The sequence below is a fragment of the Actinosynnema sp. NPDC059797 genome, assembly GCF_042732085.1.
Taxonomy (GTDB): domain Bacteria; phylum Actinomycetota; class Actinomycetes; order Mycobacteriales; family Pseudonocardiaceae; genus Actinosynnema.
The window spans coordinates 1-14,433 of record NZ_JBHWIE010000012.1 but is presented as its reverse complement, the minus strand read 5'-3'; the positions used below and the strand labels follow the sequence as shown (position 1 = coordinate 14,433).

Genomic DNA, 14,433 nt, shown 5'->3' with positions numbered 1-14,433 from the left:
CCCTCGTCACCGCCGGAAATACCCCCGAACCGCCGTTCACAAACTGGACGTCACCCGCACGTGGCACGATTCGGGCGTGACGACCCAGGCCCAGCCGCTCGCCGGACCGCTCTCGGCGGCCGTGGCGAACCTGTGCGCCGGGTTGCGCCCGCAGGTCTCGCCGGCGACGGCGGCCGGCTTCGGCGAGGTGCTGCGCCGGTTGTCCGCCCCGCTGCAGGTCGCGGTGGCCGGCCGCATCAAGTCGGGCAAGTCGACGCTCGTCAACGCGCTCATCGGCCGCCGGGTCGCGCCGACCGACGTGGGCGAGTGCACGCGCCTGGTCACCCGCTTCCAGTACGGCACCGTGGACCGGGTCGAGGTGGTGTTCACCGACGGCCGCAAGCAGGTGCTGCCGTTCGAGCCGGACGGGTCGATCCCGCGCGACCTGGGCGTGGACGTCGAGCGCGTCTCCCACGTGGAGGCGTACCTGACCAACGCGGTGCTGCGGGACCTCACCGTGATCGACACCCCGGGCCTGGGCTCCCTGGACGCCGCGTCGGTGGCCCGGACCGAGGCGCTGCTGGGCCGGGGCGCCGACACCGGCGAGCTGGACCCGGTGTCGCGCAACGCGGTCGCGGGCGCGGAGGCCGTGCTGTACGTGGTCACGCAGGGCGTGCGGGCCGACGACCAGCAGGCGCTGGCCGCGTTCACCGCCGCCACCGCGGGCCGCGAGGCGGGGCCGGTGAACGCGATCGCCGTGCTCAACAAGGCCGACACGATCGCCGCGGAGACCGTGTCGGGCTCGGACGGCGACACGTGGCGGGCGGCCGTGCTGCTCGCCGAGCGCCAGGCGCTCACCCTCAAGCCGCGGGTCGCGGACGTGCTGCCGGTGATCGGCCTGGTCGCCGAGTCCACCGAGACCGGCGGCTTCACCTCGGCGGACGCGGACGCGCTGCGCGCGCTGGCCGGGCTGGACGCGGCGACCCGCGAGACCGTGCTGATCTCGGCGGACCTGTTCACCTCCTGGGAGTGCGGCGTCCCGGCCGGCGTGCGCGCCCGCCTGCTGGAGAAGCTGGACCTCTACGGCGTCCGCAGGGCCCTGGAGGCCCTGGACGCGGAGCCGGGCATCACGGCGGGCGCGCTGCGGCGCAAGCTGCTCGACGCCTCCGGCCTGGACGGGGTGCGCGCCAAGCTCAACGCGGTGTTCCGGGCGCGCGCCGACGGCATCAAGGCCGCCGCCGCGCTGGCGTCGGTGACCGCGCTGGCCGCCGCGTCCGGCGACCCCAACGAGCGGCAGCGCGTGCACAACGCCATCGAGGTGCTGCTGGCCAAGCCCGAGGCGCACCAGCTCCGGCTGCTGGAGGCGTTGACGCTGGTCTCCTCCGGCGCCGTGGCGATGCCCGACGACCTGCTGGAGGAGGTGCTGAGGTTCGGCAGCTCGCGGGACGTGTCCGAGCAGCTCGGCCTGCCCGGCAGGCCGCCGCACGAGCTGATCGCCCACGCGCTGGAGCGGGCGGGCTGGTGGCGGTCCTTCGCGTCGTTCGGCGCCACGCCCGCGCAGAGCCGGGTGGCGCACGTGGTGCACCGGGCGTACTTCCTGATCTGGCAACAACTGCGGGGGCGGCGGTGACGGGATTGGAACCGGGTGGCGGAACGGAACCGGGCGCGGCGGCGTCCGATGCCGGTGTGAACAGCACCATCGCCGATGAGCTGCTGGACCAGGCGTTGGCCGAGCGGCGCGCGTTGGTGCAGCTCTGCCTGTACGCGCTGGACCGGGCCCGCAGCTCCGGCATCGTCGAGCGGATCGAGGAGGGCCTGGCCGGGATCGGCGTGACGGCGCTGCGCCCGGACGGCGAGCGCTTCGACCCGGCCCGGCACGAGGCGGGCGGCACCGTGCCCACGGACGACGTGGCGCTGGACGGCGTGGTCGCCGAGACCGAGGTGGTCGGCTTCGTCGACCGCGGCCGCACGCTGCGCGCCCCGGTCGTCACCGTCTACACGGCCCGATGACGGGCCTGCCGCAGACCGTCCGGCAGACCAGGGAGAAGCTGACCGGCCTGGTCCGCTCGCTGGACCCCGCCGCCGCGTCGTTCGTGGAGACCCGCCGCGGCGGGCCCGCGTCGGTGGTCGTCGTCGGCGAGACCAACCGCGGGAAGAGCTCCCTGGTCAACGCCCTGCTGGCGACACCGGGCCTGTCCCCGGTGGACGCGGAGGTGGCGACCGCCGCGTACCTGGTGTTCCGGCACGGCGCGGAGTGGTCGGCGCGGGCCTGCTACGCCGGGTCGATGTCGCCGGTGCCGTTCGACCGGGAGGAGCTGCCGCGCTGGGTGTCCGCCGCGCACGACCTGCCCGAGGGGATGCTGCCGCCCCGGTACGTCGAGGTGGACGCCCCGATCCCGCTGCTGGAGCGGCTGTCGGTGGTCGACACCCCCGGTGTCGGCGGCCTGGACGCCGCGCACGGCGAACTCGCCGCCGAGGCCGCCGCGGACGCGACCGCGCTGCTGTTCGTGGTCGACGCCTCGGCCCCGTTCACGCGGGGTGAGCTGGACTTCCTGCGCGCGCTCGGGCAGCGGGTGGAGACCGTGGTGTTCGCGCTGGCCAAGGTCGACCAGTACCGGGGCTGGCAGCAGGTGCTGGAGGCGGACCGGGCGCTGCTGGCCGAGCACGCGCCGAGGTTCCGCGACGCGAAGTTCCACCCGGTGTCGTCGCGCCTGTTCGAGCTGGCCGCGACCGCGCCGAACCCGGACGCGGCGGCGATGCTGCGGGAGCGCTCGGGCGTCGGCGCGCTGCAGGAGGCGCTCCAGGAGCTGGTGGTCGGGCGGGCGGCGATGCTCGGCGAGGCCAACGGGTTGCGCGCGCTGGCCACCGTGCTGGACGAGCTGGTCGCCCGCACCGAGGCCGACAAGCGGGCCCTGTCGTCCGGCGAGGAGGAGGCCGAGTCGCTGCGGGCCCGGCGCGACGAGCTGAACTCGCAGCGCCGCTCGTCCACGCGGAGCTGGCAGGTGCGGCTGCGCGGCGAGGTGCAGCGGGCCCGCGTCGAGGGCGCGCACGAGGTGAGCCGGCAGGTCCGGGACGTGCAGACGTGGTTCCGCACGGCGATCGACTCGGCGTCGCGCGAGCAGCTCACCGCGCTGCCGCAGCAGGTGGACGCGGCGCTCCAGCTCGTGTCCGGGCGGATCAGCGCGGGCCTGGGCGCGCGGCTGGCGCGGGTGGCGGACGCGGCGCTGGCGGACCTGTTCTCGCCCGACGAGCTGGCCGTGATCCGGGGCCAGTTCGCGCGCGGTGCCACGCCGCCGGTGGTGCTGCGCCCGCCGGAGAAGCGCGTGCCGACCGCCGAGGACAAGCTGCTGGTGTTCATGGGCGTGTCCGGCGGGCTGGGCGCGGGCAGGCTCGCGGCGATGCCGCTGGCCGGGCTGGGCGTGGCGGCGCTGAACCCGGTCGTGCTGCCGGTGACGATCGCGCTGGGCCTGGGCGCGGGCTGGTGGATGGCGCGCACGCGCAAGCACTCGGCCGACAAGCAGCACCTCAAGCAGTGGCTGTCCGACGCCATCGCCGACGCGCGGTCCACCTTGGACCAGCTCGTGGCCGAGCAGCTGATCGAGGCGGAGCAGCAGCTCTCGCTGGCGCTGGACGACGCGCTGGGCAGGCGGGTCGACGCGATCGAGGCGGAGCTGCGCGAGGTGGACAAGGCGTTGCGGATGAGCGCGGGCGAGCGGACGCGGGCGTTGCAGGCGGTGACGAAGCGGCTCGCGGAGCTGACCGCCGGACGGGTGAAGGTCGACGAGTTGCTGGCGCGGATCAGGGCGGTCCGCGACCGCGTCTGACCGCGCCGCCCGGTGCGCCCGGCTCGCGCCGGGGAGCTTCCGGGTGGAACCGAACCGGCATAACGTGAGTCATATCCGGCACACGAACGCGGGAGGGTGGGGTACGGTGTACATCGACGAGACGGGCACGACCGACGGCGAGCTGAAGGTCACGGTCGGCGACGAGGAGTACACCGCCGAGGCGAATTACGACCTGGACCAGGACGGGGTCGAGGAGAGCGCCGTGGTCGAGACCGACGACGGCGGTCACCTGGCGTTCAGCGACACCGACGGCGACGGCGACGCGGACCTGATGACCAGCTTCGACGCCGAGGGCGAGGTCACCGGGCAGGCCGAGTTCGACGAGGACTCCGGCGACTGGGTGGCCGTGGACCCCGACGACGACGGGCGCGACCAGCGGACCAACACCAACGCCGGCCGGTCGATCGTGGTGGACGTGGAAGACGGCCCCGACCAGGAGGTCGGCCCGGCCACCGAGGACACCGACGGCGACGGCCGCGCGGACACCGCCGTCGTCACCGACGAGGAGGGCGACACCTGGCTGTTCACCGACTCCGACGGTGACGGCCGGGCGGACCTGGCCACCGAGATCACCGGCGACGGCGAGGTCACGGTCTCGCGGCACACCGGCGAGGACGAGTGGACCGAGGTCGAGCACGGCCGCATCGGCGAGGACGGCAAGTACTCGCCCGACAGCGACGGTGCGTGGGGCGGCGACGGCAAGGTGACGGTGTCGGGCGTGGTGCGCATCGACTCCGTGACCGGGCAGTGGATCAGCCCGAACTGAGCGGTCGCACCGGTTCCACCCCGAACTTCTCGATCACGAAGCGCCAGAACAGCGGCACGGCCTCGTCGGCGGGCCGGTGGATCTCGTCGTCGCGCCCGGTGGTGGACCAGTGCGCGATGAGCACCCCGCCCTCGCCGACGAGCCCGGACGAGGGCGCGCGGACGACGACGACCTCGACGGGCGGGGCCGCCCGCACCGGGCGGGGCGTCACCACGAGGTCGTGCATCGAGGTGAGGCCGGCGAGGCGCTCCTCACCGCCGCACGCCCGGACGCTGTCGACGATGTCGGCCATGTGGCGGTAGTGCCGGTTCTGCGCGGCCACCTCGTGGAACCAGGCGGCGATGCGGTCCCAGGGCTGCTCGCGGAAGGGGTGGGGCCACCCCCCTGCGCGCGAGCGGGGAGGCCGTCCTGGCGCCGGTGCGGTCATGCCCGCATCGTCGCGCGCGCCGAGCAGGGCTGTCGAACCCGATCCGGTCGAACCCGATCCGGTCGAACCCGATCCGGTCGAACCCGATCCGGTCGAACCCGGTTCGGCCCGGCCCGGGAGTCGGGAATCGACGTGCGGGGGCGACCGCCCGGCCGCGATGATGTCCGCATGGTCATCCGCCCGCTGACGGCCGACGACGTCGCCACCGTGGTCGAGTTCTCGCTCCGCGCCTGGGAGCCGGTGTTCGAGTCGTTCCGCGCCGCCCTGGGCGGGCCGGTCTACGCGGCGCTGTTCCCGGACTGGCGGACCACCCAGGCCGAGGCCGTCGAGGACGTCTGCCGGGACCCCGCGACGAGCGTGTGGGTGGCCGACCGGGGGCACCGCGCCGTGGGTTTCGTCGCGGTGCGGCCCGGGGACGGCGAGATCCACATGCTGGCGGTCGACCCCGGGCACCAGCGGCAGGGCATCGGCGGCGCCCTCACCGACTACGCCGTCGAACGGCTGCGCGAGACCGGCGTCACCCTCGTGGTCGTCGGCACCGGTGGCGACCCCGGCCACGCGCCCGCCCGCCGCACCTACGAGAAGGCCGGCTTCACCGCGTTCCCGCAGGTCCGGTACTACAAGGTGCTGGACCGCTGATCCGTCCGCGCCGCCGCTGGACCGTTCCACGTGAATTTCTGGAACGGTCGAGAAATTCGGTCATTTCGTCAAGTCGGGGTCGGGAAAATTCCTGTACCTGAACTGGGAGCGGTCCCAGGGCGTAACGTGGTGGTCACGTCGTCGTGTGGTGATCGACGCACCTCCGCGCCCTTGCATTCCACCAACTAAAGCCCAGGTCACACGAGGTTTTAAGGTGATCGGGTGCTGAATCGATTCCAGAATCGGTTTTGTGAGGCAGCCGACAGGTCAGATGTGCGTTACCGGTGATTAACCCGGCTAACCTCCGTCTATCCCCTTAAACGGCACGCCCTCCACCGGGCGGGCGGAGCCATTCCCGGAGACGTCCCACCGGACATCGACGTCCACCGTGGGCTGGCGCTCAGCTAGGAGACGAGACGAGATGACGGCAGTGATTATCCCCGGTCTCGACCAGGCACCCACCGACCACGCGCGCCTGCTGTCCTGGGTGCGGGAGGTCGCCGACCTCACCTGTCCCGACCAGGTCGTCTGGGCGGACGGCTCCCAGGAGGAGTGGGACCGCCTCACTGCCAAGCTCGTGGACGCGGGCACGTTCGTCCCGCTGAAGAAGAAACCCAACTCGTTCTGGGCGGCCAGCGATCCCACCGACGTGGCGCGCGTCGAGGAGCGCACGTTCATCTGCTCGGTCGACCCGCAGGACGCGGGCCCGACGAACAACTGGATGGATCCCGCCGAGATGAAGGGGATCATGACCGAGCTGTACCGCGGTTCGATGCGCGGTCGCACGATGTACGTGATCCCGTTCTGCATGGGCCCGCTGGACGCGGAGAAGCCGATGCTGGGCGTGGAGATCACCGACTCCGAGTACGTCGTCGTCTCCATGCACATCATGACCCGCATGGGCACGAAGGCCCTCAACCGCTTTGGCGGTGACGCCGACTTCGTGAAGGCGCTGCACTCGATCGGCGCGCCGCTGGAGCCGGGCCAGGACGACGTGCCGTGGCCGTGCAACGAGACCAAGTACATCACCCAGTTCCCCGAAGAGCGGATGATCTGGTCCTACGGCTCGGGTTACGGCGGCAACGCGCTGCTGGGCAAGAAGTGCTACTCGCTGCGCATCGCCTCGGTGATGGCGCGCGACGAGGGCTGGCTGGCCGAGCACATGCTGATCCTCAAGCTCACCTCGCCGGAGCGGAAGACCTACTACATCGCGGCCGCGTTCCCCAGCGCCTGCGGCAAGACCAACCTCGCCATGCTGGAGCCGACCATCCCGGGCTGGAAGGTCGAGACCCTGGGCGACGACATCGCCTGGATGCGGTTCGGCGAGGACGGCCGGCTGTACGCGGTGAACCCGGAGAACGGCTTCTTCGGCGTCGCGCCCGGCACCGACTACCACACCAACCCCAACGCGATGCGCACCATCGAGAAGGGGAACTCGCTGTTCACCAACGTCGCGCTGACCGACGACGGCGACGTGTGGTGGGAGGGCATGGGCGAGCCGCCCGCGCACCTGACCTCGTGGAAGAAGCAGGACTGGACGCCCGGCGGCGACGAGCTGTCCTCGCACCCGAACTCGCGCTACTGCACGCCGATCGCCCAGTGCGACATCAAGGCGCCCGAGTGGGAGGACCCGAAGGGCGTGCCGATCTCGGCGATCTTCTTCGGCGGCCGGCGCGCCACCACGATCCCGCTGGTCACCGAGTCGCGCGACTGGCAGCACGGCGTGTTCATGGGTGCCACCCTGTCCAGCGAGACGACCGCGGCGGCCACCGGCAAGGTCGGCGTGGTGCGCCGCGACCCGATGGCGATGCTGCCGTTCATCGGCTACCACGCGGGCGACTACTTCCAGCACTGGATCGACACCGGCAAGTCGGCCGACGCGGACAAGCTGCCCAGGATCTTCTACGTCAACTGGTTCCGCCGCGGCGAGGACAAGCGGTTCCTGTGGCCGGGCTTCGGCGAGAACTCGCGCGTGCTGAAGTGGGCCGTCGAGCGCATCGAGGGCAAGGCCGCCGCCGTCGAGACCCCCGTCGGCCACGTGCCGACCGCCGACGCGCTCGACCTGGACGGCCTGGACGCGTCGCGCGAGGACATCGAGGCGGCGCTGGCGTTCGACGCCGACGAGTGGCGGGCCGAGATCCCGATGATCGAGGAGTGGTTCGCCAAGATCGGCGAGAAGGTGCCGACCTCGCTGCGCGACGAGCTGGAGGCGCTGAAGCTCCGGCTCGGCTGATCCCCGAACCCCCGCGGTGGGTGCTCCCGCGGTGAAGGGACCCGGTGGCCAACGACGCCCACCGGGTCTCTTTTTCATTGCCGCGGGTGAGTTCCGACCCGCTCGGGCGTACCAAGGAAGGGTGACGCAGCGGGACGACTTCCTCGGCGGACTGCACTACGACCTGCCACGAGAGGCGCGTGTCGGACCCGATCCGGGCATCGTTCGCCATTACCCGGTTGAAACGGGCGAGAAGCGGGTAACGGCGTGGTGGCACCTCTCCGGGGCGCTGCTCGGCGCGGTGGCGGCGGTGGTCGCGGCGTTCGCGTGGGGCTATGGGATCGACCAGTTCAACGAGGTCCGGGCGCGCGGCCTGGTGGCGTTGGGGCTCGCGGGCCTGCTGGTGGGTCTGGTGTGCCGGGGGAAGCTGTCCCCAGCCGCGCCCCTGGCGGCGGGGATCGCCGCAATCACCTGTTCGGTGGTGTACGAACTCGGGTTCGTCACCCTCTTGCCGGTGCTCAGACCCGTGTTCGACGGCGGGGCGCCGGTCTTCGCGGGCGTGCTGCTGGTCGTCTGCGCGGTCCACCGGCGGTAGTTGTCCACAGGTTGTGGACAGAACTGTGCACAGCCTGTGGGTGGTGTGCACAACTCCGCCGACGCGCGCCGCGGCCTGTGGACAACCGGTCAGGGCGGCAGCGGGTTGCGCCCCAGGCCCCACAGGCGGCCGGTGAACGGGCGGGTCGCCTCGGCGAAGCAGATCACCGACGTGTAGCCCTCGGACCACGCGAGGCTGCCGAACGAGCGCCACGACGCGAACACGTCCTCGCGCGGCGCGCCCACGTAGGAGGTGACCGCTCGCGCGCAGTGGTCGGCCGCCTGCTGCCTGACCTGTTCGAGTGACGGCGCGGGGTCCTGGGGTTCGCCGATGTCGAGCACGCCGGGCACGGCCTCGGCGCGGTGCGGCTGGTCGCAGCCGGTGAGCCCGGCGTCCTCGTCCACGCCCGGCGAGCCGGTCGCGCACAGCTGGAGGGTGCCGAAGCCCGCCGCCGCCAGGACGCCCTTGAGGCTGCCGGTGCGCCGCACCCGCGTGCCGTCCGGCGCGACCTCGACCACCGCGCACACGAGCCACCGGTCGCCGCGGGCCCACCCGTCGAGGCTCGGCCAGAACGCCCGCGCCCGGAGCCGGGTGGCGTCGTGGTCGGCGCTGCCGACGTGCTCGGCCAGCGCGGTCCGGCACGGGGGCACGGCGGCGCGGCGCAGGTCGCGTTCCTCCGGGTAGGCCGCCCCGAGGTCCGGCAGCCGCCCCACCGAGGTCACCTCGGCCTCGTGGGGCGAGGCGCAGTCGAGCACCTCGACGCCGGTGTCGGTGCACCCGCCCACCTGCGGCAACTCCTGCGGCGACGGGGTGAGCGAGGGCCGGACGACCTCGGCGTCCGGCGTGCCGGGCACGTGGGCGGTGCAGGCGACGAGCGACAGCGCGGCCACCGCCGCGACCGCCGCCCGCCGTCCTCTCACCCGGTCAGGTTACTGACACCAGTGCGACCACCTGATCGGCGATGGCCCTGCGCTCCTGCTCGAACGCCGCGTCGGTGAGCGCGGCCGGGTCGACCGGCTGGCGCAGCTCGGGCGTGTGCAGGTGCCCGCCCGCGACGCCGGTCGCGCCCAGCCCGACGCGCAGCCGGTTCGCCCGGTACATCGACTCGTTGGACAGGTAGTCGCCGCCGCTGCCCGACGCCGCCGCCGCGCCCGGCGTCGGCTCGTCCTCGCGGCAGTCCACCGGGCCCTCGCCGGGCGGGAACCCGGGCACCCACTCGCAGAAGGACCGGTTGAACAGCACCGGGAACGGCGCGGTGCCCGCGTTGACCAGCCGGTCGACCGGCAGGGTCGTCTCGATGAACTCGTGCGCGGGCTGCGGCCAGCCGGCCGCGTCCGGCACCGGGCCGAACGCGCCGACGTCGTTGTTGTCCCAGAACCCGCCGCGCCAGCGGCCGGCCCACCGCTCGACGTCGAACCGGCCGGGCCGGCCCTGGCTGACCGTCACGAACGCGTGCGGCGCCTGATCCGCCGCCGTGCCGAAGAACCGCTCCACCACACCCCGGTCGAACGCGCCCCAGAGCACCGGCAGCACCGCGGCCTGGAACACCACGCGACCGGTCGGCGTGTCCACGACCCGCCCGTCGAGCTGGAGCGCCGCCGCGCCGGCCGGGTTGCTGCGCCGCACGGACGTGCCGGTCAGCTGGAACGGGTCGAACCCGGTCACCGCGATCCGCCTGACCCCGGCGCCGAACCGGGCGTCGGTGACGCCGCGCGAGGCCCGGTCGAACCGGTCGACCAGGTCCGCGCGCTCGGCGGGGGTGAGCGCGAAGGGCGGCTGCCACTGCCGGAGCGCCTTGGTCGCCTGGAGGCGCGCCCAGTACAGGGGCCGGTCGTCGTAGGCGTCCCAGGTCTGCGGCGACCGGGCCCGCTGCACGGCCGCCCGCCACAGGCTCGTGCCCGCGCCGCCGGCGAGCTGCTGCGCGGCGGTGCGGCTGGTGGCGGCGCAGAGCCGCGTGGTGAAGAGGGCGACGTCGTCGTCGAAGCCGCCGAGCCGGACCAGCTCGGGGCCGACCTCGGGGCCGGTGGGCGTGAGGCGGTCCGCCAGGCGCTGCTCCTCCACGGTGGTGGGCGCGTTCGCGTCGAAGCACGGCGCCGGCTGCGCGTGGGCGGTGGGCGAGAGGACCGCCGAGAACACGGACAGGCCCACGGCCAGCGGGATCACTGTGCGGAGTTTTCTGATCACGCTCGCGATGCTCCCGACTCACCCCGCGCCGAGGAACCCCCGATCGGCTCCGGAAATTCGGGCACCGGGGGAATTCGGTCGTCCGGGGATCGGGCGTCCACCGGGGCGGGCTGCTCGCCGGGTGGGCTGCTCGCCGGGTGGAGTGTTCGCCGTGGCGGGCGGCCACCGGATCGGGGCGTTCGCCGGCCGGGCCGCTCGCCGGCCTCAGGCGACCGCCGGCTCCAGCCCGCCCGCGAACGGCCGCAACACCACCCCGGCCCCGGTCAGCGCCTCCCGCACGGCCCGCGCGATGCCCACCGCGCCCGGCGTGTCGCCGTGCACGCAGATCGAGTCGGCCCGGATCCGCAGCAGCCGGCCGTCCACCGCGCGCACCTGCCCGTCCACGGCGAGCGCGACGCACCGCGCCGCGACCTCGTGCGGGTCGTGCAGCACCGCGCCGGGCAGCCGCCGGTCCAGCAGCGCGCCGCGCGGCGAGTACGCCCGGTCGGCGAACGCCTCGTGGCGCACCGGCAGCCCCGCCACCTCGGCCCGCTTCAGCCACACCGCGCCGGGCATGCCGAGCACCGGCAGCGCCGGGTCGTACGCCCGCACCGCGTCCACCACCGCGTCGGCCTGCGCCTCGTGCTCCACCAGCGCGTTGTAGAGGGCGCCGTGCGGCTTGACGTAGGCCACCCGGGTGCCGGCGGCGCGGGCGCACGCGTCCAGGCCGCCCAGCTGGTAGAGCACCTCGGCGGTGAGCGTGGCGGCGTCCACGTCGACGAACCGCCTGCCGAAGCCGTTGAGGTCGCGGTAGCCCACGTGCGCGCCGACGGCCACCCCGCGCGCCGCCGCCAGCCCGCAGGTCCGCCGCATGGTCTCCGGGTCGCCCGCGTGGAAGCCGCACGCCACGTTCGCGCTGGTCACGATGTCGAGGAGGGCCCGGTCGTCGCCCAGCGACCAACGGCCGAAACCCTCTCCCAGGTCCGCGTTGAGGTCCACGGTGACCCTCCTCTCGTAGTATCGTTCAGTGTGCAGATCGTTCAACAATCCTGCAATGCTCCGGTGGAGTTGTTCAACGACTAGACTTGGCGGCCATGACGAGCGTCGAGTCCGACGACTGGCTCAGCACCCTGGCCAGGGAGCGGGCCGACCTCGACCGGTCCACCACCGCCGACCGGGTCGCGGACAAGCTGCGCGACAGCGTCCTCGCCGGCGACATCAAACCCGGCAGGCAGCTCAACGAGAAGGCGCTCGGCGAGGCCCTCCGGGTCTCCCGCAACACGCTGCGCGAGGCGTTCCGCCTGCTCACCCACGAACGCCTGCTCGTGCACGAGTACAGCAAGGGCGTGTTCGTGCGCGTCCCCGAGGTGGCCGACATCCGGGACCTCTACGCCGCCCGCCGCGTCATCGAGTGCGGCGCCATCCGCTGCTGGGACCGCGCGCCCGAAGCCGCCCGGCAGGCCGTCCGCGACGCCGTCGCCCTCGGCGTCGGGCAGCGCGAGCGCGACGACTGGCCCGGCGTCGGCACCGCGAACGTCAGGTTCCACCAGGCCGTCACCGCCCTGGCCGGCAGCTCCCGCCTCGACGAGGAGATGCGCCGCCTGCTCGCCGAGCTGCGCCTCGCGTTCGTGGTCATGGGCGACTCGCGCATGTTCTACGAGGACTACCTGACCCTCAACGAGGAGATGATCGCCCACCTCGACGCCGGCCGCGTCGAGGAGGCCGAGCAGGCGATGCTCCGCTACCTCGACCGCGCCGAGGAGCACCTGGCGACCGGATTGCGCGACGCCTGACAGATGGTCACGATCCAGCTACGTCATCCGTAGGTAACCCACACGACATGGTGACTGCGATCCCCCTTCAGGCCTAGCATCGCGCGTCACCGTGTTACCAGGGCCGTTCGGAGGGCGCACATGCCGACCGCTCGAAAATCCAGTCTCCGCTGGAGCAACTGGAACCTGCTCCTGCTCGTCCCGCTGCTCATGCTCGTCACCCCGTGGTTCAACTCGGACGAGCCGAGGCTGTTCGGGCTGCCGTTCTTCTACTGGTACCAGTTCGCCTGGGTCCCGGTCGGTGTCCTGTGCGTCGGCCTGGTGTACGTGAAGACGAAGGACGAACCGGTGGTCCAGGGCAAGCCGGACCTGCTCGGCGTGGACGACCTGGACGAGGGGGCGAAGTAGATGCAGTGGACCGAGTTGGTGGTCTTCACCGCCCTGTTCCTGCTCGTCACCGTGCTCGGCTTCGTGGCGGCGCGGTGGAAGGCCGGCGACACGCTGGACCACCTCGACGAGTGGGGCCTCGGCGGCCGCAAGTTCGGCTCCTGGATCACCTGGTTCCTGGTCGGCGGCGACCTCTACACCGCCTACACGTTCGTGGCCGTGCCCGCCCTGGTCTTCGGCTCCGGGGCCCTGGGCTTCTACGCCCTGCCTTACACGGTCGTGTTGTACCCGATCGTGTTCCTGCCCCTGGTGCGCATGTGGTCCGTGTCCCGCGTGCACGGCTACGTGACCCCGGCCGACTTCGTCCGGGGCCGCTACGGCTCGCACTGGCTGGCGCTGCTCATCGCGATCACCGGCATCGTCGCGACCATGCCGTACATCGCGCTCCAGCTCGTCGGCCTGGAGGCCGTGCTGCGCACGATGGGCCTCAACGGCTCCGGCATCCTCGGCCACCTGCCGCTGTTCATCGCGTTCGTGATCCTCGCGCTCTACACCTACCAGTCGGGGCTCCGGGCGCCCGCGCTGATCGCGTTCGTCAAGGACACGCTCATCTACATCGTCATCCTGGTCGCGGTGATCTACCTGCCGACCAAGTTCGGCGGGTGGGGCGCGATCGCGGACGCCGCGCAGGCCAAGTTCGACGCGTCCCAGGCCGCGAGCGACGGCGTGCTGCTCAACGGCAACAACCAGCTCCAGTACGCGACCCTCGCGCTGGGGTCGGCGCTGGCGCTGTTCCTGTACCCGCACTCGCTGACCGGCATCCTCGCGTCGCGCGGGCGCAACGTGATCAAGCGGAACATGGTCGCGCTGCCCGCGTACTCGCTGCTCCTCGGCCTGCTCGCGCTGCTCGGCTTCGTCGCGATCAGCGCCGGCGTCAAGCCCATCACCAACCAGGCCACCGGCCGCGCCGACACCAACACGATCGTGCCGGTGCTGTTCGACATGGAGTTCCCGGACTGGTTCGCCGGCATCGCGTTCGCGGCGATCGCCATCGGCGCGCTGGTGCCCGCCGCGATCATGTCCATCGCGGCGGCGAACCTGTGGACGCGCAACATCTACAAGGAGTACCTGAAGAAGGACGCGTCGCCCGCGCAGGAGGCCAAGCAGGCCAAGCTGGCGTCGCTGGTGGTGAAGTTCGGCGCGGTCGCGTTCATCGTGTTCGTCGACCCGCAGTTCTCCATCGACCTCCAGCTCATCGGCGGCGTGATGATCCTCCAGACGCTGCCCGCCGTGGCGATCGCGCTCTACACGCGGTGGTTCCACCTGTGGGGCCTCATCGCGGGCTGGGCCGCCGGCATGGGCTACGGCATGTGGCTGCTCTACACCATCGGCAACCCCGCGATCGGCAAGGCGCACTTCGCCGGCTCGGCGCTGCCGCTGGGCAACCTGTCGCTGTTCGGCTGGCACCCGTTCGCCGGCTCGACGGTCCAGATCTACGTCGGCGCGGTGGCGGTCGTCGCGAACCTGCTGGTCGCCGTGGTGGTCACGCTGATCGCGAAGAAGGTCCGCGCGTTCAACGGCACGGACGAGACCCAGGCCGACGACTACCACGTGGACGAGGACAGCGACCGGGTGAAGCCCGTGGCCG

14 protein-coding genes are annotated in these 14,433 nt (G+C 72.6%); 10 read left to right on the top strand and 4 right to left on the bottom strand.

The window, feature by feature from the left end; genetic code table 11:
- Nucleotides 1-76: 76 nt before the first annotated feature.
- From ACFV4N_RS06215 to ACFV4N_RS06200, 4 genes are all read left to right on the top strand, one after another.
- Nucleotides 77-1,609 carry a dynamin family protein gene (locus tag ACFV4N_RS06215; RefSeq protein WP_499671424.1) on the top strand — a complete coding sequence of 511 codons (1,533 nt, stop codon included), beginning with the start codon at nt 77-79 and terminating at the stop codon, nt 1,607-1,609.
- Nucleotides 1,582-1,989 carry a nucleotide exchange factor GrpE gene (grpE, locus tag ACFV4N_RS06210; RefSeq protein WP_499671467.1) on the top strand — a complete coding sequence of 136 codons (408 nt, stop codon included), beginning with the start codon at nt 1,582-1,584 and terminating at the stop codon, nt 1,987-1,989. Before ACFV4N_RS06215 ends, grpE begins: the two co-directional genes overlap by 28 nt.
- Nucleotides 1,986-3,803, top strand: coding sequence for a dynamin family protein (locus ACFV4N_RS06205; protein ID WP_499671423.1), 1,818 nt, complete (start codon nt 1,986-1,988; stop codon nt 3,801-3,803). Before grpE ends, ACFV4N_RS06205 begins: the two co-directional genes overlap by 4 nt.
- Nucleotides 3,804-3,909: 106 nt before the next feature.
- Nucleotides 3,910-4,590: a hypothetical protein gene (locus ACFV4N_RS06200; RefSeq protein ID WP_499671422.1), complete on the top strand. Its 681-nt coding sequence runs from the start codon at nt 3,910-3,912 to the stop codon at nt 4,588-4,590.
- Here the strand turns inward: ACFV4N_RS06200 and ACFV4N_RS06195 are convergent.
- Nucleotides 4,577-5,017 carry a hypothetical protein gene (locus ACFV4N_RS06195; protein ID WP_499671421.1) on the bottom strand — a complete coding sequence of 147 codons (441 nt, stop codon included), beginning with the start codon at nt 5,015-5,017 and terminating at the stop codon, nt 4,577-4,579. The two genes, ACFV4N_RS06200 and ACFV4N_RS06195, sit on opposite strands and share 14 nt — an antisense overlap.
- Nucleotides 5,018-5,185: 168 nt before the next feature.
- On the opposite strand from ACFV4N_RS06195, the gene ACFV4N_RS06190 reads away from it, so the two are divergent.
- The 3 genes from ACFV4N_RS06190 to ACFV4N_RS06180 all read left to right on the top strand — a co-directional run bounded on the left by ACFV4N_RS06190 (nt 5,186) and on the right by ACFV4N_RS06180 (nt 8,463).
- Entirely contained in the window at nt 5,186-5,656 is a 471-nt protein-coding gene (locus ACFV4N_RS06190) for a GNAT family N-acetyltransferase (protein WP_499671420.1), read from the top strand.
- 421 nt (nt 5,657-6,077) lie between these two features.
- On the top strand, nt 6,078-7,889 hold the full coding sequence (locus tag ACFV4N_RS06185) for a phosphoenolpyruvate carboxykinase (GTP) (RefSeq protein ID WP_499671419.1): 1,812 nt from the start codon (nt 6,078-6,080) through the stop codon (nt 7,887-7,889).
- A gap of 121 nt (nt 7,890-8,010) precedes the next feature.
- Nucleotides 8,011-8,463, top strand: a complete 453-nt coding sequence (locus ACFV4N_RS06180; protein ID WP_499671418.1) for a hypothetical protein — start codon at nt 8,011-8,013, stop codon at nt 8,461-8,463.
- Nucleotides 8,464-8,552: 89 nt separating this feature from the next.
- Here ACFV4N_RS06180 and ACFV4N_RS06175 read toward each other — a convergent pair whose 3' ends face one another.
- The 3 genes from ACFV4N_RS06175 to ACFV4N_RS06165 all read right to left on the bottom strand — a co-directional run bounded on the left by ACFV4N_RS06175 (nt 8,553) and on the right by ACFV4N_RS06165 (nt 11,625).
- Nucleotides 8,553-9,383, bottom strand: a complete 831-nt coding sequence (locus ACFV4N_RS06175; protein ID WP_499671417.1) for a septum formation family protein — start codon at nt 9,381-9,383, stop codon at nt 8,553-8,555.
- 4 nt (nt 9,384-9,387) lie between these two features.
- Nucleotides 9,388-10,647 (bottom strand): PA0049 family protein, encoded by a 1,260-nt coding sequence (locus ACFV4N_RS06170; RefSeq protein WP_499671416.1) that lies wholly within the window; start codon nt 10,645-10,647, stop codon nt 9,388-9,390.
- Nucleotides 10,648-10,851: 204 nt separating this feature from the next.
- Complete coding sequence (locus ACFV4N_RS06165) at nt 10,852-11,625, bottom strand: LamB/YcsF family protein (protein ID WP_499671415.1); 774 nt, start codon at nt 11,623-11,625, stop codon at nt 10,852-10,854.
- Nucleotides 11,626-11,720: 95 nt separating this feature from the next.
- Here ACFV4N_RS06165 and ACFV4N_RS06160 point away from each other — a divergent pair, with 95 nt between their 5' ends.
- The 3 genes from ACFV4N_RS06160 to mctP form a co-directional block, all read left to right on the top strand.
- Complete coding sequence (locus ACFV4N_RS06160; protein WP_499671414.1) at nt 11,721-12,419, top strand: GntR family transcriptional regulator; 699 nt, start codon at nt 11,721-11,723, stop codon at nt 12,417-12,419.
- A 120-nt stretch (nt 12,420-12,539) separates the two neighbouring features.
- Entirely contained in the window at nt 12,540-12,806 is a 267-nt protein-coding gene (locus ACFV4N_RS06155; RefSeq protein ID WP_499671413.1) for a DUF3311 domain-containing protein, read from the top strand.
- Nucleotides 12,807-14,433 (top strand): monocarboxylate uptake permease MctP (mctP, locus tag ACFV4N_RS06150; protein ID WP_499671412.1); only part of this gene is annotated, 1,627 nt, incomplete at its 3' end.